The organism is Nonomuraea sp. NPDC048882 (genome assembly GCF_040649755.1).
GTDB lineage: Bacteria > Actinomycetota > Actinomycetes > Streptosporangiales > Streptosporangiaceae > Nonomuraea > Nonomuraea maheshkhaliensis.
In genome coordinates this window covers 39,625-64,678 of the sequence record NZ_JBEZGB010000027.1, presented here as the reverse complement: position 1 = coordinate 64,678, position 25,054 = coordinate 39,625, and the positions used below count along the sequence as shown (strand labels likewise).

Annotated in this window: 22 protein-coding genes; 12 read left to right on the top strand and 10 right to left on the bottom strand. The window is 70.2% G+C overall.

Annotated elements, in window-relative coordinates:
* Both AB0C27_RS51195 and AB0C27_RS51190 read left to right on the top strand, forming a co-directional pair.
* On the top strand, positions 1–276 hold the full coding sequence (locus AB0C27_RS51195; RefSeq protein ID WP_357861755.1) for a DUF2160 family membrane protein: 276 nt from the start codon (positions 1–3) through the stop codon (positions 274–276).
* Positions 277–294: 18 nt separating this feature from the next.
* Positions 295–2,079 (top strand): ABC transporter substrate-binding protein, encoded by a 1,785-nt coding sequence (locus AB0C27_RS51190; RefSeq protein ID WP_357861754.1) that lies wholly within the window; start codon positions 295–297, stop codon positions 2,077–2,079.
* 37 nt (positions 2,080–2,116) lie between these two features.
* Here AB0C27_RS51190 and AB0C27_RS51185 read toward each other — a convergent pair whose 3' ends face one another.
* The 6 genes from AB0C27_RS51185 to AB0C27_RS51160 form a co-directional block, all read right to left on the bottom strand.
* Positions 2,117–3,178 (bottom strand): hypothetical protein, encoded by a 1,062-nt coding sequence (locus AB0C27_RS51185; protein ID WP_357861752.1) that lies wholly within the window; start codon positions 3,176–3,178, stop codon positions 2,117–2,119.
* Positions 3,168–4,448, bottom strand: coding sequence for a Gfo/Idh/MocA family oxidoreductase (locus AB0C27_RS51180; protein ID WP_357861750.1), 1,281 nt, complete (start codon positions 4,446–4,448; stop codon positions 3,168–3,170). The genes AB0C27_RS51185 and AB0C27_RS51180 overlap by 11 nt, the downstream gene beginning before the upstream one ends.
* 10 nt (positions 4,449–4,458) lie before the next feature.
* Complete coding sequence (locus AB0C27_RS51175) at positions 4,459–5,745, bottom strand: extracellular solute-binding protein (protein WP_357861748.1); 1,287 nt, start codon at positions 5,743–5,745, stop codon at positions 4,459–4,461.
* 44 nt (positions 5,746–5,789) lie between these two features.
* Positions 5,790–6,656 (bottom strand): carbohydrate ABC transporter permease, encoded by an 867-nt coding sequence (locus AB0C27_RS51170; RefSeq protein WP_346104547.1) that lies wholly within the window; start codon positions 6,654–6,656, stop codon positions 5,790–5,792.
* Positions 6,640–7,581: a sugar ABC transporter permease gene (locus AB0C27_RS51165; RefSeq protein ID WP_357861746.1), complete on the bottom strand. Its 942-nt coding sequence runs from the start codon at positions 7,579–7,581 to the stop codon at positions 6,640–6,642. The genes AB0C27_RS51170 and AB0C27_RS51165 overlap by 17 nt, the downstream gene beginning before the upstream one ends.
* 192 nt (positions 7,582–7,773) lie before the next feature.
* A complete protein-coding gene (locus AB0C27_RS51160) occupies positions 7,774–8,727 on the bottom strand; it encodes a LacI family DNA-binding transcriptional regulator (protein WP_357861744.1) in 954 nt (317 codons plus the stop codon).
* 179 nt (positions 8,728–8,906) lie between these two features.
* Here AB0C27_RS51160 and AB0C27_RS51155 point away from each other — a divergent pair, with 179 nt between their 5' ends.
* The 4 genes from AB0C27_RS51155 (at position 8,907) to AB0C27_RS51140 (ending at position 13,828) form a co-directional block, all read left to right on the top strand.
* A complete protein-coding gene (locus AB0C27_RS51155) occupies positions 8,907–9,833 on the top strand; it encodes an NAD(P)-dependent oxidoreductase (RefSeq protein WP_357861742.1) in 927 nt (308 codons plus the stop codon).
* A gap of 73 nt (positions 9,834–9,906) precedes the next feature.
* Positions 9,907–10,779: a 5-dehydro-4-deoxyglucarate dehydratase gene (locus AB0C27_RS51150; RefSeq protein WP_357861740.1), complete on the top strand. Its 873-nt coding sequence runs from the start codon at positions 9,907–9,909 to the stop codon at positions 10,777–10,779.
* Positions 10,776–11,828, top strand: a complete 1,053-nt coding sequence (locus tag AB0C27_RS51145) for a mandelate racemase/muconate lactonizing enzyme family protein (RefSeq protein WP_357861738.1) — start codon at positions 10,776–10,778, stop codon at positions 11,826–11,828. The genes AB0C27_RS51150 and AB0C27_RS51145 overlap by 4 nt, the downstream gene beginning before the upstream one ends.
* A complete protein-coding gene (locus AB0C27_RS51140; protein ID WP_357861736.1) occupies positions 11,828–13,828 on the top strand; it encodes a DUF6807 family protein in 2,001 nt (666 codons plus the stop codon). Before AB0C27_RS51145 ends, AB0C27_RS51140 begins: the two co-directional genes overlap by 1 nt.
* A gap of 9 nt (positions 13,829–13,837) precedes the next feature.
* Here the strand turns inward: AB0C27_RS51140 and AB0C27_RS51135 are convergent, their stop codons facing one another.
* The gene (locus AB0C27_RS51135) at positions 13,838–14,587 is read right to left on the bottom strand and encodes a TetR family transcriptional regulator (RefSeq protein WP_357861734.1); all 750 of its coding nucleotides are present in this window, start codon (positions 14,585–14,587) and stop codon (positions 13,838–13,840) included.
* 108 nt (positions 14,588–14,695) lie between these two features.
* On the opposite strand from AB0C27_RS51135, the gene AB0C27_RS51130 reads away from it, so the two are divergent.
* From AB0C27_RS51130 to AB0C27_RS51110, 5 genes are read left to right on the top strand one after another with little or no spacing between them, the layout of a single operon-like run.
* Complete coding sequence (locus tag AB0C27_RS51130; RefSeq protein WP_357861732.1) at positions 14,696–16,330, top strand: ABC transporter substrate-binding protein; 1,635 nt, start codon at positions 14,696–14,698, stop codon at positions 16,328–16,330.
* Positions 16,327–17,265, top strand: coding sequence for an ABC transporter permease (locus AB0C27_RS51125; protein WP_357861730.1), 939 nt, complete (start codon positions 16,327–16,329; stop codon positions 17,263–17,265). The genes AB0C27_RS51130 and AB0C27_RS51125 overlap by 4 nt, the downstream gene beginning before the upstream one ends.
* Positions 17,258–19,180, top strand: a complete 1,923-nt coding sequence (locus AB0C27_RS51120; RefSeq protein WP_357861728.1) for a dipeptide/oligopeptide/nickel ABC transporter permease/ATP-binding protein — start codon at positions 17,258–17,260, stop codon at positions 19,178–19,180. Before AB0C27_RS51125 ends, AB0C27_RS51120 begins: the two co-directional genes overlap by 8 nt.
* 35 nt (positions 19,181–19,215) lie before the next feature.
* Entirely contained in the window at positions 19,216–20,217 is a 1,002-nt protein-coding gene (locus AB0C27_RS51115) for an oligopeptide/dipeptide ABC transporter ATP-binding protein (protein ID WP_357861726.1), read from the top strand.
* Between the two features lie 2 nt (positions 20,218–20,219).
* A complete protein-coding gene (locus tag AB0C27_RS51110) occupies positions 20,220–21,443 on the top strand; it encodes an acyl-CoA dehydrogenase family protein (protein WP_357861724.1) in 1,224 nt (407 codons plus the stop codon).
* A 66-nt stretch (positions 21,444–21,509) separates the two neighbouring features.
* Here AB0C27_RS51110 and AB0C27_RS51105 read toward each other — a convergent pair whose 3' ends face one another.
* On the bottom strand, positions 21,510–21,893 hold the full coding sequence (locus AB0C27_RS51105) for a tautomerase family protein (protein WP_357861722.1): 384 nt from the start codon (positions 21,891–21,893) through the stop codon (positions 21,510–21,512).
* A gap of 60 nt (positions 21,894–21,953) precedes the next feature.
* On the opposite strand from AB0C27_RS51105, the gene AB0C27_RS51100 reads away from it, so the two are divergent.
* On the top strand, positions 21,954–22,418 hold the full coding sequence (locus AB0C27_RS51100; protein WP_357861720.1) for a helix-turn-helix domain-containing protein: 465 nt from the start codon (positions 21,954–21,956) through the stop codon (positions 22,416–22,418).
* Between the two features lie 230 nt (positions 22,419–22,648).
* Here the strand turns inward: AB0C27_RS51100 and AB0C27_RS51095 are convergent, their stop codons facing one another.
* On the bottom strand, positions 22,649–23,254 hold the full coding sequence (locus AB0C27_RS51095) for a DUF6879 family protein (protein WP_357861718.1): 606 nt from the start codon (positions 23,252–23,254) through the stop codon (positions 22,649–22,651).
* Positions 23,255–24,163: 909 nt separating this feature from the next.
* Positions 24,164–24,964 carry a polyphosphate polymerase domain-containing protein gene (locus AB0C27_RS51090; protein ID WP_357861716.1) on the bottom strand — a complete coding sequence of 267 codons (801 nt, stop codon included), beginning with the start codon at positions 24,962–24,964 and terminating at the stop codon, positions 24,164–24,166.
* Between the last annotated feature and the right edge of the window lie 90 nt (positions 24,965–25,054).

Below are 25,054 nucleotides of genomic sequence, written 5' to 3'. Positions count from 1 at the left end.
GTGCTCGACTGGATGGTCTGGACGCTGCCCACCGCCCTGGTCTTCGCCGGGCTGGTCGTGCTGCTGGCCGTGATGGCGGTCTGGGGCCGGATCTCCCCTCCCGTGGCCAGGCGGGGCTTCCTGCGGATCGAGACCGACCGGGGCGACCGGCTCTACATCGGGCTGATCAGCGCCGCCGTCGTCCTGGCCGGCTGGATAGCGGTCACCGACCTGTCCATGTGGCTCGCGCTCGGCTGCGCGCTGCTGGTGGCGGTCGTGATCGGCATGTGGGGCTAACAGAGAAGGAGCTGAACGATGAGGCATCGGGCAGGCAGGTCCGCGGCCGCAGGTCTGACAGTGCTCGTCATGATGGCGGCAGGCTGCACCCAGGGCGCGGACAAGCCCACCAGCGACTTCAAGGAGGCCGACGGGAAGGCGGCGGCCCAGAGATGGGTGACGGAGCAGTTCACCCCGAGCACGCTGTCCAAGGACCAGCAGCTCGCGGAGATGGACTGGTTCATCAAGGCCGCGGCGCCGTACCGCGGCATGCAGATCAACGTGGTCTCCGAGACGATCACCACGCACGAGTACGAGTCGCAGCAGCTCGCCAAGGCGTTCAGCGAGATCACCGGGATCAGGATCAAGCACGACCTGATCCAGGAGGGCGACGTCGTCGAGAAGCTGCAGACGCAGATCCAGGGCGACCAGAACATCTACGACGCCTACGTCAACGACTCCGACCTCATCGGCACCCACTCGCGCGGCGACTACGTGGTCCCGCTGTCGGACTACATGGCGGGTGAGGGCAAGAACGTCACCTCCCCCACGCTCGACCTGGACGACTTCATCGGCATCAGCTTCACCACCGGCCCGGACAAGAAGATCTACCAGCTCCCCGACCAGCAGTTCGCGAACCTCTACTGGTTCCGCTACGACTGGTTCACCGACCCGGAGATCAAGAAGCAGTTCAAGGACGCCTACGGCTACGACCTGGGCGTGCCGGTCAACTGGGCGGCCTATGAGGACATCGCCGAGTTCTTCACCACCAAGGTCAACGGCAACGGCACCGTCGACGGCAAGAAGGTCTACGGCCACATGGACTACGGCCGCAAGGACCCGTCGCTGGGCTGGCGCTTCACCGACGCCTGGCTGTCCATGGCGGGCAACGGCGATCCCGGCATCCCCAACGGCCTGCCGGTGGACGACTGGGGCATCAGGGTGGAGAACTGCCGCCCGGTCGGCTCCTCGGTGACCCGCGGCGGCGACACCAACGGCCCGGCCGCGGTCTACGCGCTCACCAAGTACGTGGACTGGCTGAAGAAGTACGCGCCCAGAGAGGCCGCGGGCATGAACTTCAGCGAGGCGGGCCCCGTCCCCGCCCAGGGCTCGATCGCCCAGCAGATCTTCTGGTACACCTCGTTCACCGCCGACATGACCAAGGAGGGGCTGCCGGTCGTCAACGGCGACGGCACGCCCAAGTGGCGCATCGCGCCGAGCCCGCACGGGGCGTACTGGAAGGACGGCAACAAACTGGGCTACCAGGACGCCGGCTCGTGGACGCTGCTGAAGAACACCCCGCAGGAGCGCAGGGCCGCGGCCTGGCTGTACGCGCAGTTCGTCACGTCGAAGACGGTCTCGCTGAAGAAGTCGATCGTCGGCCTGACCTTCATCCGCGAGTCGGACATCAAGAGCGACTACTTCGCCGACAACGCGAAGAAGTACGGCGGCCTGATCGAGTTCTACGGCTCGCCGGCCCGCGTGCAGTGGACGCCGACCGGCACGAACGTGCCCGACTACCCGAAGCTGGCGCAGCTGTGGTGGCAGAACGTGGCCACCGCCGTGACCGGCGAGACCACGCCGCAGCAGTCGATGGACAACCTGGCCAAGCAGCAGGACGACATCCTGTCCCGCCTGGAGCGCCTGTCGCGCGAGCGGCAGGGGTACGGCGGCCAGTGCGCGCCCAAGCTCAACCAGGAGCGGCCGGCCCAGTACTGGTACGACCAGCCGGGCGCGCCCGCGCCGAAGCTGGCCGACGAGCGCGGCAAGCCGGAGACGGTCGACTACGACAAGCTGATCGCCACCTGGAAGCAGGGGAACTGACAAGACGACCGCCGCCCGTGGCAGGAACGGGCGGCGGTCAGCCCTTCAGGTGCGCGCCCAGCCAGTCGAAGGCCCGTTCCTGCATGGGCACGTCGAAGCTGTGCGGCACGTCGGCGAAGACCGCTTCGTAGGCTTCCGGGGCCTGCGCGTAGCGGTCGCCGATGATCGTGTGGGCCCGGCGCATGCCGTCCTCGGGGAAGAGGCGGTCGCGCATGGCGTACTGGACCATGAGCGGTCGCGGGGCGCGGGCGGCGACCAGGTCCGGCCAGTCGCCCAGCCGCGGCAGCCCCGGCGGCCAGAACATCCAGGTGTGCAGGGGCACGTGCGCGGCCAGCATCTCGCGGAAGGTGGAGGTCATCGCGGTGACCACGACCGCGCTCATCTCGGGGTCGAAGGCCCCGAGCAGCGCGGCCCGCGCGCCGCCGCCCGACAGCCCGGCGCAGCCGACGAGGCCGACGTCGGGGCGCGAGCGCAGGTAGGCCGCGGCCGCGAGGTCCTCCCCCGCGACGACGCCGGTGAACGAGGTGCCGAGCGCCGCGCACTGCTTGGCCACGACGTGCTCGTGCTCCTTGGCGGCCTGGTCGTAACGGTCGGCCTCGCTCAGCGGACGGTCGGCCTCGCTCAGGGGGCCGTCGGGGAGCTCCAGCGGGAAGCGGCGGCTGCCCCACACGAACACGTCGTGGGCCAGCACCGCGAACCCGCGCCTGGCCAGCTCCCCGGCGAAGGCGCGCCCGCCGTAGATCTCGTCCCGCAGCCGGCGCACCTCGGGGGACGGCCCCTCAGGTCCGTCGGCGATCTTCTCCTTGCCGGCCCACTTCATGCCCGCGTGGCAGTGCAGCGCCACCACCCCGGGCAGCGGGCCGCCCGCACCGGCCGGTTTGAGCAGGTACGCGTGGGTACGCGGCCCGAAGCCCACCGACCACGACAGCTCCTCGCCGTCCAGGCCGTCCGCGCTCCAAGTGCGCTCGACCCGCACGCCGGCCGCCTCAAGGTCGAGCACCCCGACGGCCTCCCGCGCCGCCGCGGCCAGCTCCGGCCCCGGCAGGCTGGGATAGAGGCCGAGCTGGGCCTGCGCGAGGCCGGCCAGCTCAGCGAACACGCGTGCCGCCGTCCGCGAGGTGCACGGGAGCCCCGGTACGGGCGGAGACGTTGGCCGCGTGGCCGGTCAGCACGCTGCGGATGCCGTCGCGGTAGCCGGCCTGCCGGGCCAGCGGGTCGTTGTCGGGGCCGCGGAAGACGTCGTTCAGCAGCAGCCGGTCGCCGCCGCCGTGCCCGCCGGCCCCCGTCTCGATCGGCACCTCCTCCGGCTCGCTCCAGTGCCGGCGCAGCGTGAGCCGCTCCGACGAGCCGGTCGCGTGCTCCTTGGCCGCCGCGCTCGGGTCGATGGCGGCGTGCGGGGGCGTCCACTCCCGCTCCACCACATCCAGCTCCAGCCGCCCTGCCGTGCCGTTGAAGGCCACCCGGTAGCCCTCCCACGGGGAGTGGGCGTGCAGGGAGTAGGTCATGACGGCGCGGTTGGCGTAGCGGACCATCACCGACATGTTGTCGTCGATGTCGATGCCCTCGCCGAAGACGTCCTGGTCGCGGATGTAGCCGTCCTCGTGCTCGGCCTCCAGGTAGAGGCGCCGCAGCCGCTCGTCCTTGGAGATGTCCAGCAGGTACGGGTCCGTGCCCAGGCCTGGCGCGCCCTGGGCGCGCTCGGGACGCTCGCCCACGCCACGCTTCCTGGCGTTGTCGGCGCCGTAGAAACGCAGGGCGGTCTGCGCGAAGACCAGCTCGGGCGCCGAATCGAGCCACCAGTTCATCAGGTCGAAGTGGTGGGTGGACTTGTGCACCAGCAGCCCGCCGGAGTTGGCCCGGCCGCGGTGCCAGCGGCGGAAGTAGTCGGCGCCGTGGATGGTGTCCAGCATCCACTCGAAGTGCACCGAGGTCACCTCGCCGATCGCGCCCTGCATCAGCAGGCGGCGCACGGCGGAGTTGCGCGGCGAGTACCGGTAGTTGAAGGTCACGATCAGCTTGCCCGAGCTGCGCTCGGCGGCCGCGGCGATGGCCGCGCAGCCGTCGGCGTCGATCGTGAGCGGCTTCTCCACGATGACGTCGCGCCCGGCGTCGAGCGCCGCGCACACGTATTTCGCGTGCGTGGCGTCGACGGTGGTGACGATGACCGCGTCGGCGAGCTCGAGCACCTTGCCGAACTCCGCGGGCGCGAAGCGCGGCACCTCCTGACCGATCCGCTCGGCGTAATAGTCCATGCGGGTCCGGTTGGTGTCGCACAGGGCGACGATGGTGCCGGCGTCGCGCCACTCCCCGAGCAGCGCGTCGACGTACATCTGCGCGCGGTGCCCGAGCCCGACGAACGCGTACCTCATGCTTCTCCTATCAACCAGCGATGGAGGCGTTGGCCTCCGTGATGAACTTCTGCGCGGCGTCGTCGGGGGCCATCCGGCCGAACATGACCTCTTCCGAGTAGCGCGTGAGGATGTCCTCCATGGCGCTGGCGCCCTTCGGCGGGGCGGCGGGCGGGTCGGTGAGCTCGCCCTTGGCCTCGTCGAGGAAGGCCAGCGTCTTCTTGTCGGCGTCAGGGAGCTTGTCCTTGACCGCCGCGAGCACCTTGGAGCTGGCGGGCAGGCCGCGGTCGCTCAGGATGATCGCGCCCGCCTCGGGGTCGTTGATCATGTAGTCGATGAACTTGGCCGCCTCGGCGGGGTGCTCGGACTTCGACGAGGCGCTGTAGAACATGGCCGGCTGCAGGAACATGCCGCCGGCGGTGGCGCCCTTGATCTTCGGCATCCGCAGCAGGTCGAGGTCAGAGCCGGACGCCTTGGCCGCCGCGCCGAGCTGGTTGCTCCACCACATGCCCATCGCGCCGGTGTTGGTGCCGAGCAGCGACTGATCGATGCTGGTGGCGCCGATCTCGGAGCTCTTGGCCGCGTCGGGCGCGCCCTTGCCCTTGATCAGGTTCTGCATGATCGACCACCATTCCTTGATGGTCTCCGGCGTCAGGCCGAGCTTGTTGCCGGCGTAGAACTGCTCGCCCTTCTGGGTGGCGTAGATCTGCAGGTAGGCCGGGTTCCAGCTGAGCTGCGTGCCGGTGACCTTGCCGCCGCTGCCGGCGGTGACCTTGTTGGCCAGCGCGATGTAGTCGTCCCACGTCCACTGCTTGTCGTCAGGCAGCTCCGCCTTGGCCTGCTCGACCAGCGACTTGTTGACGAGCAGCGAGAAGGCGTTGACGCCGGTGGGGATGGCGTACTGCTTGCCGTCGATGGCGCCGGTGGTCAGCACCTTCGCGTCGACGTCGGCGGTGTTGACCTTGCTGGCCAGGTCGGCCAGGGTGCCGCGCTCGGCGTATTCGCGCAGGCCCCGGATCTCCAGGCTCATGACGTCGGGCGCGTCGCTGCCGGCGACCTTCGTGGACAGCGTCTCGTAGTAGCTGGCCCAGTCCGAGAACTCGCCCTCGACGTCGATCGTCGGGTTCTTCGCCTCGAACTTCTTGATGGCCTCCTCGGTCATCTTCTGCCGCGCGTCGCTGCCCCAGTAGGAGAAGCGCAGCTTGATCTTGCCGTCGGCGGGCTCGCCGCCGCCACCGCCGCTGCCGCAGGCCGCGGTGACCGCCAGCACAGCGGTGGCGAGCAGTGCCGCCGACCACATCTTCTTGCCAGAGCTCACGGCTCTACCTCCTAGGGGATGTTCTCTGTTGGGGGGTGGACGAACTACTTCAGGCCCGTGGTCGCCACACCACGGATCAGGTATTTCTGGCCTGCCAGGAAGAACCCGAAGATGGGGCCGAGCGCGATGATCGACATGGCGAACATCGGCCCCCACGACGAATCGCTACTGGCGTCCAGGAACGTGCGCAACGCTACCGGCACGGTGAAATTGTCGGGATTGTTGAGATAGAGCAGCTGGCTGAGGAAGTCGTTCCAGGTCCAGATGAACGTGAAGATCGCGGTGGTGGCCAGCGCCGGCATGCACAGCGGCATGACGACCCTGATGAAGATGCGCCAGTAGCCGGCGCCGTCGATCTCCGCCGCCTCGTCCAGCTCCCGCGGCAGCGTGCGGATGAACTGCACCATGAGGAAGATGAAGAACGCGTCGGTGGCCAGGACCTTGGGCATGACCAGCGGCCAGATCGTGTTGATCAGGTCGAGCTTCGAGAACATGATGTACTGCGGCACGATCGTCACGTGGTGCGGCAGCATGATCGTGCCCAGCATGATCGCGAACCACAGCTTCTTCAGCGGGAAGTTCAGCCGGGCGAAGGCGTAGGCCGCCAGCGAGCAGGCCACCAGGTTCGCCACCACCGACAGCACGGTGATCACCGCTGAGTTCCACAGGTAGTAGCCGAAGGGGTGCTTCAGCGCGTACCAGCCCTCGGTGTAGTTCTCGGTCGTGACCTGGCTGGGCCAAAGGCCCGGCTCGCGGAAGATGAGCTCTTCCGGCTTGAGCGAACTGGAGATCATCCAGAGCAGCGGATAGAGCATGACCAGGCCGAAGCCGATCAGCAGGATGTGCTTGACCACGGGTCCGCCGTTGAGCGGGCGGAACAGCACCGGGATCGGCCTACTTCGTGTCGCCATAGAAGACCCAATACTTGGAAGCGAGGAAGTTCACCCCGGTCAGCCCGGCGATGATCAGGAGCAGGACCCAGGCCATCGCGGCGGCGTAGCCCATGTCGTAGTTCTTGAACCCCTGGAGATAGAGGTAGAGCGTGTAGAACAGGGTGGAGTCGGCCGGGCCGCCCCTGCCGCCGCTCACGATGAACGCCTGGGTGAACGACTGGAACGACTTGATGAGCTCCAGCACGAGGTTGAAGAAGATGATCGGCGTCAGCAGCGGCAGCGTGATGGAGCGGAACTGACGAAGCCAGCCGGCCCCGTCCACGGCGGCTGCCTCGTAGTAACTGCTCGGGATCTGCCGCAGCCCCGCCAGGAAGATGATCATCGGCGCGCCGAACGTCCACACGTGCAGGAGGATCAGCGTGCCCAGCGCGTAGTCGGGGTGGCCCACCCAACCGGGCCCCTGGATGCCGAAGATCGACAGCACCGCGTTGACCAGGCCGTCGGCGCCGAAGACCTTGCGCCACAGGATCGCGATGGCGACGCTGCCGCCCAGCAGCGAGGGCAGGTAGAAGATCGAGCGGTAGATGGGCAGCCCGCGCAGCCCGCGGTCGAGCACGAGGGCCAGCGCGAGCGCGAAGGCCAACTGCAGCGGCACCGAGACGATCACGTAGACCGTGGTCACCTTGAGCGAGTTCAGGAACCTCGGATCCTCGGTGAACATCTTGGTGTAGTTGTCGAGCCCGACCCACTTGGCCTCCTCCAGGAGGCTGTAGTCGGTGAACGACAGGTAGAGCGAGGCGAAGATCGGGCCGATCGTGATGACGAGCAGGCCGACGAACCAGGGCGCCAGGAAGAGGTAGGCGGCCCGTGCCTCACGGCGGGACCGTTTCGTGGATCGGTGGCCGCCACCTGCCGGCCCGCTCGCCACCGAAACTTCTGTCATCACGGACCTTCCGGCAAGAAGCGAATGGATAGCGCTTTCCTATAGCTGGCAGGAAAGTTCCGTCAACCCTTTGCAGACGTTACATAGCCGTTACCGATATATCGCGACCGCATTTCCCCTGCTAGCAAGCTCGTCCCGCAAATAAGTCAGATGAGTTACGATCCGGTTTAGTACAACCGTTTGCAGAGCCCGCTATCGTGGAGCCGCGGTGGAGTCCCTGATGACCAGCCGGGTCTCCAGCGACGTGGTGGCCGTCACCTCCTGGATGAGCAGATCGACCGCCAGCCGCCCGGCGGCGGCCGTGGGCATGGCGACCGTGGTGAGCTTCGGCCGTGACAGCCGCCCGGGCACGATGTCGTCGATCCCCACCACGCTCACGTCCGCCGGCACGCTCAGCCCGAGATCGCCGAGCCCCTCGATCAGGCCGATCGCGACCAGGTCGTTGTAGGCCAGCACGCCGGTCACCCCCGAGTCCCGCACGCGGGCCGCCGCGGCGTACCCGCCGCGCTCGGTGGGCGCGTTGGGGCCCACGACGACGAGGTCGACGTCCGGCACCTGCTCGGCGGCCGTACGGATCTCGGCGCTCGTCCACGAGCCGGCCGGCCCCGACACCAGCGCGACCCGGGTGTGCCCGAGCCCGGCCAGATGCTCGACCGCCAGCCTGGCGCCGTGGCCCACGTCCATCAGCACGGTGGCCGCGCCGCGCAGCCGCCGGTTGATCACCACGAACGGCACCCGCTCGGCCAGCCGTTCGAGCGCCTTGTTGGACGAGCGCGGGCTGCACAGCACCACGCCGTCCACCTGCTTGGAGAACGCCTGCACCAGCTCCTCCTCCGCGGCCGGCTCCTCGTCGGTGTCGGCCACGAACAGGTGGTAGTCGCGCTGGCGGGCCGCCGCGTGGGCCGCCTTGATCAGCGGCGGGAAGAACGGGTTGGCGATGTCGGCCACGATCAGGCCGAGATTGTGGGTGCGCCCGGTCGTGAGCGCCCTGGCCGCCCGGTTGGGCCGGTACCCCAGCTCCTCGGCCACCGTCAGCACCCTGGAGCGGGTGGCGGCGTTCACCATGTGGGGCGCGGAGAAGGTCCGGGACACGGTCGACACATGGACCCCGGACGCCCTGGCCACATCACGAATCGTCACTGTCACGTCGCACACCCTAACGCAACCGCTTGCAGGCGCTTGGAAGTCGGTGAAAGCGCTTGCCACCAGAACTCGCCGGGAACCCCCAGCTAGAGAGCCGGTGACGAAATCGCCTCTTGACGCCTCACCCTTGCTGACCCGAAGGTTTAGTGCAACTGTTTGCAGTCTTGAAGGAGCCACTCACGGTGAGCAGAGTCCTCGTCACCGGAAGCGCAGGACGCCTCGGCCGCAGCGTGGTCAGCACGCTCGCGGCGGCCGGGCACGAGGTCATCGGCGTCGACCGCGCCCCGGGCACTCCTGCGGAGGCGGCCGTCACGTTACCGGCCGACCTCACCGACACGGGTGAGACGTTCGAGGTGATCGCCAGGTTCCGGCCCGAGTCGGTGATCCACCTCGCCGCGATCGCCACCCCGTTCAGCTTCCCGGAATCGGTGATCTTCAAGGTCAACACCCGGCTCGCGTTCAACGTGTGCGAGGCGTCGGTGGCGCTCGGCGTGCCCGGCGTGGTGGTGGCCAGCAGCCCCACCGTCATGGGGTACGGTGCGCCGGGCGGGTGGGCGCCGCACTATCTGCCGATCGACGAGGAACATCCTGTTCTGCCGTGGAACGCGTACAACCTGTCCAAGGTGACCGCCGAGCAGACGATGCGGGCCTTCTCCCGCGCGGGGAAGACGAAGATGGCCGCGGTGCGGCCCTGCTTCGTGATCCCGCCCGAGGAGTGGGCGGGCGCGCCGACACAGGCCGGCCACACCGTGCGTGAGCGGCTCGACCGGCCCGAGCTGGGCGGGGTGTCGCTGTTCAACTACATCGACTCCCGCGACGCCGCCGAGATGATCGCCGTGCTCGGCGAGGCGCTGCCCGAGCTGCCCAACGGCGAGATCTTCTTCGCCGGTGCGGCCGACGCGCTGGCCAGGAAGCCGCTGGCCGACCTGCTCCCCCAGGTCGTCCCCGGCACCGAGCCGTTCGCGGCCGCGCTGACCGGCACCACACCCGCCTTCTCCACCGCCAAGGCGGAGCGCCTGCTCGGCTGGCAGCCCAAGCGAAGCTGGCGTACCGAGCTCAAGGACGACTCCCCCCTCCTCGAAGCGGCCGGCCCGCACAGCCACCCGTGAGGGGATTCAGCGGCACCTGTCCGACTTTCCGTCCCGCCCACAAGGCCGGGGTTTCTATTCTCAAGGAGATTCCGTGAATCTCAGCGGTGTGCTGTTCTTTCCCGTGACCCCGTTCGACGCCGGCGGCGCGCTCGCCGAGGAGGTGCTGGCCGAGCACGTGCGGCGGGGGATGGAGCACGGCCCCGGCGGCGTGTTCGCGGCCTGCGGCACGGGCGAGTTCTCCGCGTTGTCGGAGTCCGAGCACGCGCGGGCGGTACGGGTGGCCGCCGAGGTCGTGGCCGGCCGGGTGCCGGTGTTCGCGGGCGCGGGCGGGCCGCTCGGCGCCGCGCTGAACCAGGCGCGGGCAGCCAGGGAGGCGGGCGCGGACGGGCTGCTGCTGATGCCGCCGTACCTGGCCCAGGGGCCTGGGCATGGCTTCGAGGCGTACGTGCGGGCGGTGGCCGAGGTGCTGCCGGTGATCATCTACCAGCGCGGCTCCGTGGTGCTCGAACCGGAGGCCGTGGTGGCGCTGGCCGGCCTGCCCGGGGTGATCGGGCTCAAGGACGGCGTGGGCGACATCGACCGGATGCAGCGCATCGTGCTGGCCGTGCGCGAGTCGTACCCGGACTTCCTGTTCTTCAACGGGCTGCCCACGGCCGAGCTGACCATGCCCGCCTACCGGGGGCTCGGGGTCGAGCTGTACTCCAGCGCGGTGTTCGCCTTCGCTCCCGAGATCGCGCTGGCCTACCTGAACGGCGAGGAGCGGCTGCTCACCGAGTTCTACGCCCCGCTCGTACGCCTGCGCGGCAAGGTCCCCGGCTACCCCGTCTCGCTGGTCAAGGCCGGCGTCCGGCTGCGCGGCCTGGACGTGGGCTCCGTGCGCCCGCCTCTGGTGGAGGTGAGCGGCGAGCACCTGGAGGAGCTGGAGACGCTGATCAAGACCGGGCTGGAACGGGTGGCGTCATGACGATCGCGGACCTGCGTACCGAGCTGCGCACCGCCCCGCTGCCGCGCCCGTGGGGCGCGGACGTGCCGGCCAACCACGTGATCGTCACCCATGTCACGCTCGCCGACGGGCGTACCGGCACCGGCTTCTCGTGGACGCCGCAGATCGGCGCGCACGCGGTGCGGGCGCTGCTCGACCACGACATCCGGGAGGCGCTGATCGGGCTGCCCGCCCATCCCGAGGTGGTGTGGGACCGCCTGTGGCGACACCTGCGCGAGGCGGGACCCGGCGGGATCACCACGGTCGCGCTGGCCGGCGTCGACCTGGCGCTGTGGGACCTGCGCTGCGGCGCCGAGGCGCTGCCCGACGTGCTGGGCCGCCGGCGCGACGAGCTTCCCGTGTACGGCAGCGGCGTCAACCTGCACTACCCGCTGGAGGAGCTGGTCGAGCAGGCCGGGCGCTGGGTCGCGGCCGGCTACCGGGGCGTCAAGATCAAGGTGGGCCGTCCCGACCTGGCCGAGGACGTGGCCAGGGTGGCCGCGGTGCGCGCGGTGATCGGCCCCGATCGGCTGCTGATGATCGACGCCAACCAGCGCTGGGACCTGCACAGGGCGCGGCGGGCGCTGGCCGCGCTGCGCGAGTTCGGGCTGCACTGGATCGAGGAGCCGCTGCCCGCCGACGACGTGGCCGGGCACGTGGAGCTGCGCCGCTCGATCGACGTGCCGGTGGCGGTGGGCGAGAACGTCTACACCACGTACGGCTTCCGCGACCTGCTGGCGGCGGGCGCCTGCGACGTGGTCCAGCCGAACGTGGTGCGGGTCGGCGGCATCACGCCGTTCCTGCGGATCGCGGAGCTGGCCAGGACCTATGGCGTGCCGGTCTATCCGCACCTGCTGAGCGAGGTGTCGGGGCAGCTCGCCCTGGCCCTGCCGCTGCCGTCGATGGTGGAGGACGTGGAGGACGCCTCGTTCGGGCGGCTGGGGCTGCTGGCGGAGCCGTACCCCGTGGAGATCTCCGGCGGTGTGCTGCGGGCCGGCGGCCGGGCCGGGCTCGGGCTGAGGTGGTCGTGATGGCGCCGGCGAAGGTCGTCCTGGCCGGGGCGCAGGGACACGGACAGCACCATCTGGGCATTCTGCGCGAGCTGAGCGGGCGCGGGCTGGTCACGCTGGCCGGGATCTGCGACCTGCGGCCCGTGGAGGTGGACTTCGCCACGCCGCCGCAGTCGTCCGACCTGGGCGAGCTGATCGTCAAGACGGGCGCGGAGTTCACCGTCGTCTGCACGCCGATCAACACCCACGCCGACCTCGCGGTGACCGCGCTGCGGGCCGGCTCGCACGTGCTGCTGGAGAAACCGCCGGCGCCGAACCCCGACGAGCACCGCAGGATCGCCGCGGCGGTCGCGGAGACCGGGCTGAGCTGCCAGGTCGGGTTCCAGTCGCTCGGATCGACGGCCGTCCCGGCGCTGCGCGAGCTGATCGCGGGCGGCACGCTCGGCCTGGTGCGCGGCATCGGCGGCGCGGGCGCCTGGGCGCGTCCCGCCTCCTACTTCACCCGCTCCCCGTGGGCGGGCCGGCGCCGGCTGAACGGCGTGGACGTGATGGACGGCGCGCTGACGAACCCGTTCGCGCACGCCGTCGCGACCGCGCTGGCCATCGCCGACGCCCCGATCGCGGAGATCGAGACCGAGCTTTACCACGCGAACCCGATCGAGTCGGACGACACCTCCTGCCTGCGCGTCCGGCTGGAGGACGGGCTGACGATCACGATCGCGGTGACGTTGTGCGCGCCCGACGAGCAGCCGCGGCACGAGCCGTACGTGACCGTGCACGGCGACGCGGGCCGCGCCACGCTCTACTACACCCAGGACCGGCTCACGGTGGAGCTGGACGACGGCTCGGTCACGACGACCGCGCACGAGCGGACGGGCCTGCTGGAGAACCTCATCGACCACGCGCGCACGGGCGCGGACCTGCTGGTGCCGCTGGCCGGCACCGAACGGTTCACGCGCGTGCTGGACGCGATCCGGCTGGCCCCAGAACCGGTGCCGATCCCCGAACGGCACCAGATCGTGCACCGGGACGAGTCGGGCGAGGTGACCGGCCGGGTGCTGCCCGGCGTGGTCGGGCTGACCGACCTCAGCGCCAGGGAGCTGGCGCTCTACTCCGAGCTGGGCGCGGCGTGGACGCGGGTGGAGCTGCTGGTGTCGGGCCGGGAGGTGGCCGTCTACGACTGGCGTCCCGACCTGCCCGCCACCGACTCGCCCCGCCCCTACCTGTACGGGGTGCGCACGCTCGGCGGCGTGGAGGTGACCGAGGTCCGCCCCGAGGACCACGTGCACCACCTGGGCGTCGGCGTGGCGATCTCCGACCTCGGCGGGGCGAACTTCTGGGGCGGGCGCACGTACGTCAAGGACCGGGGGCCGGCCTGGCTGGCGGATCACGGCCAGCAGCGGCACGTGGCGTTCACCCGGCTGGAGGACGGCGGGTTCGCCGAGCAGATCGAGTGGATCGGGCCCGGCGGCCTGATGGCCCGCGAGGAACGAACGGTCACGGCCCGGCCGATCGGGACAGCCTCGACGCAGGACCCGCCGCAGCTCGGAGCCTGGGCACCGGGCTCCCCACCGGGCTCCCCACCGGTCGGGGCCGCCTGGGCGCTGGATTTCGCGTTCACGCTGACCAACCTCACCGGCGAGCCGCTGACGATCCAGAGCTCGGCCACGAAGGGCCGGGCGGGCGCCGGCTACGGCGGCTTCTTCTGGCGCGCCCCCGGCACCTCCCACGCCCGCCGCACGCTGCCCGGCGACGAGCGGGCGGTGCACGGCAGCCGGGAGCCGTGGATCGCCATGTCGGGCCGCACCCCGGAGGGCCGGGACTGGACGCTGATCTTCGTCCAGGCGGACGACCCGTGGTTCGTCCGGGTCGAGGAGTATCCGGGCGTGGGGCAGGCGCTGGCCTGGGACACGCCGCTGATCGTCGACAGCACGCTGACCCGGCGGGTGGTCACGATCGTCGCGGACGGCAGGCTGAGCGAGGAGGAGGCGTCGGCACTCGCCGCCGAGGTGCGGCTCTGAGCGAACGCGTCACGGCCCGCCGCGAGCCGCCCCGTCCCCCGGAGCCGCCCCGTCCCCTGGAGCCGCCGCTTCCTGAGCACCGTCCCCCGGCGCGGCCTCGTCCTGAGGCCGCTCCGTGGGGGCGGCCTTGGCCGACGTGCTGCGCAGTAGCCGCAGGGCGCCGCGGGACAGGGCGGTCAGGATGTCGGCGGCCTCGTCCAGGTCGGGGTAGCGCCCCTCCAGGTGCCCCATGGCCAGCGCGTTGGTGGCCGCGTTGATGCCCTCCGCGATCATCTCCAGCCGCCGCCTGTCGCGTTCGTCGTCGGCGGTGTAGCCGAGCGCGGCCAGGTCGGCGGCGTGGTGATCGCGATGGGCCGCCGCCGTCGCCACGGCGAAGTCGCGCAGCGAGGACGAGGGGTCGTACCTGGCTCTGAGCTGGATGCGCAGCAGCTCGGGATGGCGGCAGATGGCGACCAGCGGGATGCGGAACGTGTCGCGGTGCCGTTCGAGGTCGTCGGGGGCCTCGCGGGCCTTGCGGCGGGCCTCGCGCATGGCCGCGAACAACTGCTCGCCGCCCTCGTCGGCGAGCACCCGCAGCAGCTCCTGCATGTCCTTGAAGTGCACGTAGAAGCTGGACTGCGCGATGCCGGCGGCCTTGGCGACCTTGACCGTGGACAGGCCCGCCTCGCCCTCCTCGTCCAGGATCGCCAGCGCGGCGCGGATGAGCCTGCGCCTGGTCAGATCCTTGGCCTCGCTTCTGGTCAGCGGTGTGCCCGTCATCGATCCCCCTCCCCTCGTAACGATTGTCCCGCGGCACTTGTGCGGAATTTCACCGATAGTACTATCGGTGAAATTGCTCTCGGGGGATCAGCCGGGAGGAGGGCGTGCATGAGACGCTGGAGGACGCCGGCCACGTTGGTGCTGGCCGCGACGGTGCTGCTGGCATGCAGCGGGCAACGGCCGGTCGCGGGGCCGCCGCAGTCAGGGGCGCCCGCGACAGTGCCCGTAACAGGGCCCGTGCAGGGCGGACGCCTGGTCTACGCGCTCAGCGCGGACGCCAACGGCTTCAACCCGCTCACCGACCAGTTCGCGGCGCAGAGCTACAGCATGGCAGGCACGATCATCGAAGCCCTGGTGAGCGTGGACGCCGAGGGCGACTGGAAGCCGTACCTGGCCGAGTCGCTCACCCCGAACGACACCTACGACGAGTGGACCATCAAGGTCAGATCGGGTATCTCCTTCTCCGACGGCATGTCCCTGACCGGTGACATCGTCAAGGCCAACCTGGAGGCGCAGAAGAAGTCGCCGCTGACCGCGGCCGTCTTCGTGCCGATCAAGTCGTTCGAGCTGGCCGACCCCATGACGGTCAAGGTCGTGCTGAACCAGCCGTGGGTGGCCTTCCCCTACTACCTGTCCACGCAGACCGGCATGATCGTCCCGCCGGCCTCGCTGAACGACCCCAAGGCCGCCAGCCTCAAGCCGGTCGGCACCGGCCCGTTCCTCTTCAAGGAGTACGTGCCGGACAACCGCATGGTCGTCACCCGCAACCCGCGCTACTGGCGCCAGGGCCTGCCCCACCTGGACGAGGTCGAGTTCCGGATCCTGCCCGACAGCCAGACCAGGGCCCAGACCCTCGAAGCGGGCGGCGTCGACGCCATCGGCACCTCCCGCGACGAGGACCTGACCAAGTTCGGCGCGCTCAAGGACGCCTACACCATCCACCGGGCGCAGGGCATGGCCGTGGCCGAGTACATGTTCCTGCTCAACACCGAGGTGGCCCCGCTCGACGACGTACGGGTGCGCAAGGCCATGGCCCACGCCACCGACAGGAAGGCCGTCATCTCGACCCTGCGCGGCGGGCTGACCGAGCAGGCCGACGGCCCGTGGTCGAAGGACTCCAAGTGGTACGCCCCCGGCGGCTATCCCGAGTACGACCTGGCCAAGGCGTCCGCGCTGGTCAAGGAGGTCGAGGCGGAGAAGGGCCCGCTCCGCTTCGAGCTGATCTCCACCCCCGACCCCAACACCATGCAAGGCGTCGAGCTGGCCCAGGACATGTGGCGCAAGGCCGGCATGGAGGTCTCGATCAAGCAGGCCGACCAGGCCGACCTGATCAACCGCGCCATCACCGGCAACTTCACGGCCACCGTGTGGACGCAGTTCTCCGCCCAGGACCCCGACGGCGAGTACATCTGGATGCACCAGGGCTACGCCAAGCCCATCGGCGCCGTCTCGCTCAACATGACCAGGCTCAAGGACGACACGCTGAGCAAGGCGTTCGACGTCGGCCGGATGAACCCGGACGAGGCCGCCCGCAAGGCCGCGTACAAGACCGTGCAGGAACGCCTGCGCGAGCTGGTGCCCTACATCTTCGTCGACCACCTCAACACCGGCGCCATCGTGGCCAAGACGAAGGTGCGCGGCATCGGCGAGCACGTGCTGCCCGACGGTGAGAAGGGCCTGCCGCTGACCGGGTCGCCCATCCCGTACCACCCGTTCGGCCAGCTCTGGGTCAGCGAGCGGTGATCGTCCTCCACCGGCTGATCCGGCTCCTGGTGGTGCTGGTCGTGGTGACCTTCCTCTCCTTCGTCCTGCTCAACCTGCTGCCCGGCGACCCGGTCACGCAGATCCTGGGTCTGTCGGCGACCGAGGAGGCCCGCGCCCAGCTCCGCCAGGAGATGGGGCTGGACCAGCCGCTGCTGGTGCGCTACCTCGACTGGCTCGGCGGCCTGGCCACCGGCGACTTCGGCACCTCGTACATCACCCGGATGCCCGTCGGCTCCGAGCTGGCCGAACGGCTGCCCGTCACGCTGGAACTGCTGGTCGCGGCGCAGGTCATCGCGCTGGGGCTGGCGATCCCCGTGGGCGTGGCCGCCGCCCGCCGCGCGGGCCGCGCGCTGGACCAGGCGCTCACCGCGCTCAGCTTCGCGCTGCTGTCCACGCCCGTCTTCGTGCTGGGCGTGCTGCTGATCCTCGTCTTCGCGGTCACCTGGCAGGTGGTGCCCGCGACCGGGTGGACGCCCATCTCCCTCGACCTGGGCTGGAACCTCACCTCGGTCATCCTGCCCGCGGTCACGCTGGGCGCGGGGCAACTGGCGGTGTACGCGCGGCTGCTGCGTACGGACCTGATCGCCACCCTCCAGGAGGACTACATCACGCTGGCGCGCGCCCGCGGCCTGTCCCCGCGCCGGATCATGTGGCGGCACGCGCTGCGCCCCTCCGCGATCACCCTGATCACCGCCGTCGGCCTCAACCTGGGCGCGCTCATCGGCGGCACCGTGATCATCGAGACGCTCTTCGGCCTGCCCGGTGTCGGGCGGCTCATCGTCGACTCCATCTTTTCCCGCGACTACCTGACGGTTCAGGGAGGCGTCGTGCTGATCTCGGTCGGCTACGTGGTCGTCAACTTCGCGGTGGACCTGGTGTACGCCGCCGTCGATCCCAGGATCAGGCGTGCGTAGGCGGGCGGGGCTCGGCTTCTGGCTGGCGGTCGGCTGGATCGGGCTGATCCTGCTGGCCGCGCTCCTGGCCGACCTGCTGCCGTTCGCCCCTTATGACGAGACGCTCGCCGGGCCGCCCCAGTCGGGTCCCAGCGCCGCGCATCCGTTCGGCACCGACGGTCTCGGCCGCGACGTGCTCAGCAGGGTCGTGTACGGCGCCCGCGTCTCCCTCGGCGTCGGCATCGGCGCCGTCCTGCTCGGCCTGGGCATCGGCGCCCCGCTCGGCATCCTGGCCGGCTACCGCCGCAAGGCCGCGGACGCGGTCATCATGGCGGTCAACGACGTGGCGCAGGCGTTCCCCGCGCTGGTGTTCGCGCTGGCCGTGGTCGCCTTCGCCGGTGCCAACCTGCGTAACGTGCTGATCGTGCTGGGTGTGCTCGGCGTCCCCTCCTGGGTCCGGCTCATCAGGGGCGCCACGCTCACCTTCGCCGAGCGCGAGTTCGTGCTGGCCGCCCGCGTGCTGGGCACCCGCGACCGGCGCATCCTGTGGCGGGAGATCGTGCCGAACGTGGCGGTGCCGGCGGCGTCGTACGCGTTCATCGGCATGGCCGTGGTCGTCGTCGCCGAGGGCAGCCTGGCCTTCCTGGGTCTGTCCGTCCAGGCGCCCACCCCGACCTGGGGCGGGCTGATCAACGAGGGCCGCACGCTCATGGAGACCGCGCCCCACGTGGTGCTGGCGCCCTCGATCGCCATGTTCCTGACCGTGCTGTCGTTCAACCTGGTGGGCGACCGGCTGCGGTCGTTGACGGACGTCCGGGAGAGCGGTCTCGAACCGGTACGCCAGGCCGCCCCCGCGCTGCCCGCCACCACGCATCCCGTCCGCGACGTCCTGCTCCAGGTGGAGGAGCTGCGCACCCACTTCGTCACGCCGCGCGGCCTGGTCAAGGCCGTGGACGGGGTGTCGTTCACCTTGGAGCGCGGCCGGACGCTGGCCATCGTCGGGGAGTCGGGATCGGGCAAGTCGATGCTGATCCGTTCCGTTCTGGGCCTGCTGCCCGGCACGTCGGTCAGGGGCGGGAACGTGTACCTGTCGGGCGACGACCTGACCTCCTACACCGCCGCCGAGATGCGCTCGGTGCTCGGGCCGCGGCTCGGCACCGTCTTCCAGGACCCGATGACCGCGCTGAACCCGGTGCGCACCATCGGCACCCAGGTCATGGAGCCGCTGCGGGTGCACATGAACCTGACCCGCCGGCAGGCCCGCGCGGAGGCCGCGGAGCTGCTGGCCTCGGTCGGCATCCCCGATCCCGTACGGATGCTGCGCCGCTACCCCCACCAGCTCTCCGGCGGGATGCGGCAGCGGGTGACGATCGCGATGGCGCTGTCGTGCCGGCCCGACGTGCTGTTCGCGGACGAGCCCACCACCGCGCTCGACGTGACCATCCAGGACCAGGTGCTGCGGCTGCTGCACCGGCAGCGCGAGGAGCGGGACATGGCCGTGGTCCTGGTCAGCCACGATCTGTCCGTGGTGGCCAGATGGGCGGACGAGGTGATCGTCATGTACGCCGGCAAGGTGGTCGAACGGGGGCCGGCGGCCGAGGTGTTCGCGCGGCCCCGGATGCCGTACACGGAGGCGCTGCTCCAGGCGGCGCCCCGGCTGACCGACCCCGTGCACCATCGGCTCAGGGTCATCCCCGGCCGGCCGCCCGACCTGGTGGACCTGCCCGAGGGGTGCGCGTTCCGGGCGCGGTGCGCGTACGCGGACGAACGGTGCGAGGCGGAGGCGCCGCCGCTGTTCGAGGACGCGCACGACCGTCGCCGCTACGCCTGCTGGCACCCGCGCGGGCGGGCCCTGGACGGGACGACGACGGCGCCGTCCTCCGACATCGCGGAAATCACGGAAGTCACGGGAGGGGCTGAGAGCGGTGGCCGATAGCGGAGGCGCTCACCTGACGGAAGGGGCTGACGGCGGTGGCCGGTAGCGGAAGCGCTCACCTGCGTCCTCGTGACGAGGTGCTGCTGCGGGTGGAGGATCTGGTCGTGGAGTTCCCCGCCGGCCGCGGCCGCACCGTCAGCGCGGTCTCCGGGGTGAGCTTCGACCTGGCGCGCGGCGAGACGCTCGGCATCGTCGGCGAGTCGGGCTGCGGCAAGTCCAGCGCGGCGCGGGCGCTCGTACAGCTCCCGCCGCCCCGCTCCGGCTCCGTACGGCTCGACGGACTCGAACTGACCGCGCTGCGAGGCGAGGCCCTGCGCAGAACCCGCCGCCGCCTTCAGATGATCTTCCAGGACCCCATCTCCTCCCTCAACCCCCGCCGCCGCGTCCGCGAGATCGTCGGCGAGGGCCCGCGCGTGTGGAACCTGCCCGGCGACCGGGTGGACGAGGTGCTGGAGGCGGTCGGGCTCGATCCGGCGACGGCGGCGGTACGGCGGCCGCACGAGTTCTCCGGCGGGCAGTGCCAGCGCATCTCGATCGCCAGGGCGCTGATCCTCGATCCCGAGGTGATGATCTGCGACGAGCCGGTGTCGGCGCTGGACGTCTCGGTGCAGGCCCAGATCCTCGGGCTGCTGGAGGACCTCAAGGACCGCTACCGGCTCACGCTCGTCTTCATCGCCCACGACCTGGCCGTGGTGAAGAACGTCAGTGACCGGATCATGGTGATGTATCTCGGCAAGGTGTGCGAGCTGGCGCCGAGCGCCGACCTGATCGGCCGGCCGGCGCATCCGTACACGCGGGCCCTGATCGCCTCCATCCCCGGCGGCGGCCTCGACCTCCCGCCCGCCGACCAGCTCATCAGCGGCGAGCCGCCGTCGCCGGTCAGCCCGCCGACGGGGTGCCGCTTCCGTACGCGCTGCCCGCGGGCGGCGGCGCGGTGCGCCGAGGAGGAGCCCACGATCCGGCGGATCGGCGCGGACCACTGGCTCGCCTGCCATTACCCGGAGACGTCACCTGCCCCCGCTGTTCCCAAGGAGTGAGCATGGCCATCGATTTCACCCTTTCCCCCGAGCACGAGGAGATCCGCAAGCGGGTCCGCGCCTTCATCCAGGGCACGGTCGTTCCCGCCATGGAGGAGGTGCGGGAGGACGACCGCGACGCCTACCTCCGCACGATCTTCCGCCTGCGCTCGCTCGCCAAGGCCGAGGGGCTCTGGCTGCCGCACATGCCGAAGGAGTGGGGCGGCATGGGCCTCGGGCACGTGGAGCTGGCCATGGTGCAGTCGGAGGCGGCCAAGACCCGCATCGGCCCGTGGGTGCTCAACTGCCAGGCGCCGGACGAGGGCAACATGCACACCCTGCTGCACTGGGCGGACGACGCGCAGAAGGAGAAGTACCTGCGCCCGCTGCTCGACGGCGTCCAGATGTCCTGCTTCGCCATGACCGAGCCCGAAGTCGCCGGCTCCGACCCCACGCTCATCCGTACGGAGGCGGTCCAGGACGGCGACGAGTGGGTGATCAACGGCCACAAATGGTTCATCTCCAACGCCCGCCGGGCCAGCTTCGCCATCCTCATCGCCAGGACGGAACAGGACGTGCCGGAGGGCTCGCGCGGGGCCAACACCGCCTTCCTCGTCGACCTGCCCAACCCCGGCTGGAACGACGTGCGCGAGGTCGAGACCATGCACGGCTCCACCGGTCACAGCGAGATCGTCATCAAGGACCTGCGCCTGCCCGGCACCGCGATCCTCGGGGGCCGCGGCAACGGCCACCGCCTGGGCCAGTACCGGCTCGGCCCGGCCCGCCTGGCCCACTGCATGCGCTGGATCTCGCAGGCGGAGACGGCCCTGGACATGATGGTCGACCGCGCGCTCAAGCGCTACAGCCACGGCTCCCTGCTGGCCGAGAAGCAGGGCATCCAGTGGCTGATCGCCGACTCGGCCATGGAGCTCTACCAGTGCAAGCTCATGGTCCTGCACGCCGCCTCCAAGATCGACAAGGGCGAGGACTTCCGTACGGAGGTGTCGATGGCCAAACACTTCGTGGCGGGCAGCCTCAACCGCATCATCGACCGCGCGATCCAGGTGCACGGGGCCCTCGGCTACTCGACGGACACGCCGCTGGCCAGCATGTTCCAGCACGCCCGCTGGGCCCGCTTCGCCGACGGGGCCGACGAGATCCATCAGATGCGCATCGCGGAACGCACGATCGCCGCCTACCAGGCAACCGGCTCCACCAGCGCCGCCACCGGCAACCTCCCCCTGTGACCCGGCACGGCCTTTCTCCGGCACGACTCCCTAGAACGGCGCACCAAGCGAAGACTCCGGGTGGGGCTATTCGGGGATGATCCCGCCGAGGCCGGAGCGGCCCTCGGGCATCGCGACGAGGTCGATGCTGGTGCCGGCACGTGTCTCCGCGCCGAGGACGTCGGCGACCGCGTCGGTCAGCCCGGCGACCAGCCGGGCCGCGATCTCCTTGCCGCCGGGACGGGTCAGGGCCGCCTCGCGGATGCCGAACGTGATCGCGGCCGCGGCGTCGTCGACGACCTTGCCGCCGACGGCCCAGCGCCCCCGGGGCACGCCGTCGAGATGGACGACCACCAGGTCGCGAGCCCACTCCCCGTACACGTGAACGACGGCCTCTGTCAGCGCGGCGATCAGTTCCGGCTCGCGGCCGGACAGCTTACTCTCGGGCAGGCGTGCGGTCAGATGTGGCATGGTCGAGACCTCCGTTTGTTTGCAAAACATATTTGATAGCAAAGGTAACAGGGTGAAGAGATGAGCGCCAGTGACGGTATGACGACGGCTCAGGCGGTCCGATCGATGCTGCTGTTGATGCCCCGGCTGGTCGGGCGGGCGAAGCGGCTGCCGGTCCCGGCCGCCCTGCGCGGGCTGGACCTCGCCCCCCGGCACCTCGCCCTGCTGGCCCACCTGCAGTACGAAGGCCCGCTGACGGTGAGCCAGCTGGCCGAGCGCCTGGAGGTGGCACACACCACTGTCAGCCTCATGGTCGGTGACCTGTCCCGGCTCGGCGTACTGACCAGGAAGGAGGACGACGCCGACCGGCGCCGCAGGATCGTCGCGATCGCCCCTGACTACGCGGCCCCGATCACCGAGTGGCTCTCCGGCAGCGCCGCCGCGTGGACGGAGGTGCTGGCCGCGCTCACCCCCGCCGAACGAGCGACGATCGTGGCCACGATGCGCGCCTACGAGGCCGCCCTGGACGAACACTCCGGCACCTGATCTGGAGGCACGACTGCGGGCACGGCTGCGGGCACGGCTCAGCCCCCGGTCGTGGACCGAGGGCTGAGGATCGGGGGCCGAGGGCTGAGGACCCGAGGGCTGAGAACCGGGGGCTGAGCGGCGGGGGCTGAGCGGCGGGGGCTGAGCGGCGGGCTTGACGGTCTGGACGCGGTCAAGGAGCGGTCAGGACTTGGGGCCGGCGCAGGCGAACAGCGCAACCAACCGCCCCCTCAAACGGTCATCCGCGGAGCGGGCAACGGCACGATCTCCCGCTCGTAGTAAGCCCGGAACTCCTCCCCCGCCGCGAACATCTTGTCGAGCTCCCCCCGGCAGGCCGCGATCACCTCCCGATCGTCGATCCGCCGCGCCCCGCTGTGCCGGCCCGACGCGTCGTACGTCACCTCGTACATGGCCACCGTCCCCAGCACGACCAACTCCGGCAGCCTGCGACCGACCTCCTGCTCGGCCACCTCACCGGCGTCGAGCACCCGCACCTGCTCAGCAGCCGCCTCTCTCAGCGCGAGTACGTGCATCTCCCACTGCACGTACGGCGTGACGGGCTGCTCCACGATCCTTATCCGCCGCCGGGAGAACCGCTCAACCCGGCCCTCGCCCTCCCCCGCCACACCGCGTCCCCCGTCGATCAACTTCATCGACCGATCCCAGTCGCCTTCCAGCATCGCGACCCAACCAGGCTCGTTCGGCTCACGAAAGCTCTGCACCCGTTCGAGTTTCCAGAAAACGTCATCAATCTTCCGGAAATTAGGCCAGAAATCGTCAAGATACTCATCCGCACTCAGCAAGACACCCGGTATCTCATGAATGCGCTCAAGCATCAGATATTTCCCTTTTGCCCCGAAAGCAGCGCGTTCCGCAATCCAACCAACCAAGCCCGCCCCCGTCGGCCGGCAAGCACATCCAGCAGCAACCGCCACTCATCATCACTGCCCAAGTCCCTGCCTATCACCATGCCATCCCACTTGTCGAGTTTCCCCAGCCCAGACCGGCGCGGTCCGGTATCTCCCCTATCAAGCAACACCAGAGAAGCAGCAAAGCACAACAACTACTCCCCAAAACAGACCACTCACCCCGCAATTCTCCAAACGGCCAATCCACTCACCACTCACGATATCCACCCCACCTCTCCGCACTACGGATAACGAGGCGAGGGACCTCGGCCAAGGCGACCGGCGAGACGGCGGAACGGCGGGACGCAAAGGCGCCGCGGTCGGCAGGGCTGAGGGCGGGACGGCGACCCTGCAGGCAGCAGACAGTCGCCAGTCGCCAGTCGCCAGTCGCCAGCGGGCAACGGACAACGGGCAGCGCGTGAAGAGCAAGGCGCTAAGCCGGCCAGCAGCGCAGGCCGAGCTGCCAGCGGTCGACCGGCGGTCGACCGGCGGAGATCACGACGGCAGGCGCTGCCACGGAGAACAGACGATCGGCGGGTTGCGGGGCTGCGAGCAGACAGTGCACTACGGCCAGCAGGACGCTGCACGCTGAGACCGGCAAAGAGCAGAGCGGGACGGCGGGCCTTGCGGCCAGCGGGGCGCAGGACGCTGAGTCGGGCGGTGAGCAGGACGGTGAGTGGCGGTGACCCTGCGATCGGCGAGGGTGGGCGGCCGACGAAGAACACAACGGTGGGCACCACACTCAGCGAAGAACGGGTGGTCGGCCTACACCACAGCAAAGCCCGCACCCGACCATCAACAGACGACCGCCGAACAACACGACGACCAACCCAGCACTCAACCGACAACGAGCGACCGGCGGGGAGCGGGGCGGTGGGCCAGGTAGCGGTGCAGGATGGGGTGCCAGCGGTTGGCCGGTAAATCGCGGAGTGCGGCGACCGCGAGGCAGTATTTGCTCACGCTGACTGGACGCACCCCCATCCGGCGCAGCAGCGTGTCGATCATCGCCTTCCCGTCCGCCGACTTCGACTCCAGCAGAACCAGGTCACCTCGAGCCGGAGTGCTGCGCGACCCGTCGTGGCACAGCAGGCTGGTGTCGCAGGTGAGGCGGGCCCCGCCGGACCGGTCGATGAGCGTCACCCGCCTGTAGTCGGTGGCCAGCACCGGCTCCAGTGTCTCGGGCGTGATGAGCCGCAGCTCACTGAGGAGCGTGTCGCGGACGAAGTCGAGTGCCTCCTCCGTGAGCGCCCCGCTGGGCGCCCCGTCGTAGGGAATGCGATGTTTGTCCGTGCTGCCCCGCGCGCCGCTGAGCTTGAGCTCCAGCCAGCGGCCACCCCCGTCGAGGTAGGTCCGGGTGCGGAGCTTGAACCTGCGTCGCCTGCCTTGCCGGTGCTGGCGATAGGTGAGCAGGTCGGGGGTGTCGAAGTAGGTCGAGGTGTAGCGGAACTGCCGCCGCCCGCCGATCCGCAGCACACAGAGCCGATCCCCCGCTTCGGCCGCGAGCCGAGCCATGGTCGACGCCGTCACGATGTATTTGCAGTCGACCCGGCTCATCAGCTCCGGCACCTCCTCCAGCCCGATCGGCGGCACCCCGGCCGCAACCCCGGCCAGCAGCGCATCGGCATATGACTCACCCATCACCACGCCCCCTTCCACATTCGCGCCTTACTCGTCCCCGCGTCCCGACATGCGCGCCTTACTCGTCCCCAGGCCCCCGTATCCCCGCCC

Excerpts from the sequence above, each read along its gene's own strand:
- AB0C27_RS51100 (WP_357861720.1), top strand. The coding sequence starts at position 21,954 with ATGAGCGCCAGTGACGGTATGACGACGGCTCAGGCGGTCCGATCGATG.
- AB0C27_RS51090 (WP_357861716.1), bottom strand. The coding sequence starts at position 24,964 with ATGGGTGAGTCATATGCCGATGCGCTGCTGGCCGGGGTTGCGGCCGGG.
- AB0C27_RS51105 (WP_357861722.1), bottom strand. The coding sequence starts at position 21,893 with ATGCCACATCTGACCGCACGCCTGCCCGAGAGTAAGCTGTCCGGCCGC.
- AB0C27_RS51110 (WP_357861724.1), top strand. The coding sequence starts at position 20,220 with ATGGCCATCGATTTCACCCTTTCCCCCGAGCACGAGGAGATCCGCAAG.
- AB0C27_RS51140 (WP_357861736.1), top strand. The coding sequence starts at position 11,828 with ATGGCGCCGGCGAAGGTCGTCCTGGCCGGGGCGCAGGGACACGGACAG.
- AB0C27_RS51130 (WP_357861732.1), top strand. The coding sequence starts at position 14,696 with ATGAGACGCTGGAGGACGCCGGCCACGTTGGTGCTGGCCGCGACGGTG.
- AB0C27_RS51180 (WP_357861750.1), bottom strand. The coding sequence starts at position 4,448 with ATGAGGTACGCGTTCGTCGGGCTCGGGCACCGCGCGCAGATGTACGTC.
- AB0C27_RS51170 (WP_346104547.1), bottom strand. The coding sequence starts at position 6,656 with ATGGCGACACGAAGTAGGCCGATCCCGGTGCTGTTCCGCCCGCTCAAC.
- AB0C27_RS51145 (WP_357861738.1), top strand. The coding sequence starts at position 10,776 with ATGACGATCGCGGACCTGCGTACCGAGCTGCGCACCGCCCCGCTGCCG.
- AB0C27_RS51190 (WP_357861754.1), top strand. The coding sequence starts at position 295 with ATGAGGCATCGGGCAGGCAGGTCCGCGGCCGCAGGTCTGACAGTGCTC.
- AB0C27_RS51165 (WP_357861746.1), bottom strand. The coding sequence starts at position 7,581 with ATGACAGAAGTTTCGGTGGCGAGCGGGCCGGCAGGTGGCGGCCACCGA.
- AB0C27_RS51095 (WP_357861718.1), bottom strand. The coding sequence starts at position 23,254 with ATGCTTGAGCGCATTCATGAGATACCGGGTGTCTTGCTGAGTGCGGAT.
- AB0C27_RS51135 (WP_357861734.1), bottom strand. The coding sequence starts at position 14,587 with ATGACGGGCACACCGCTGACCAGAAGCGAGGCCAAGGATCTGACCAGG.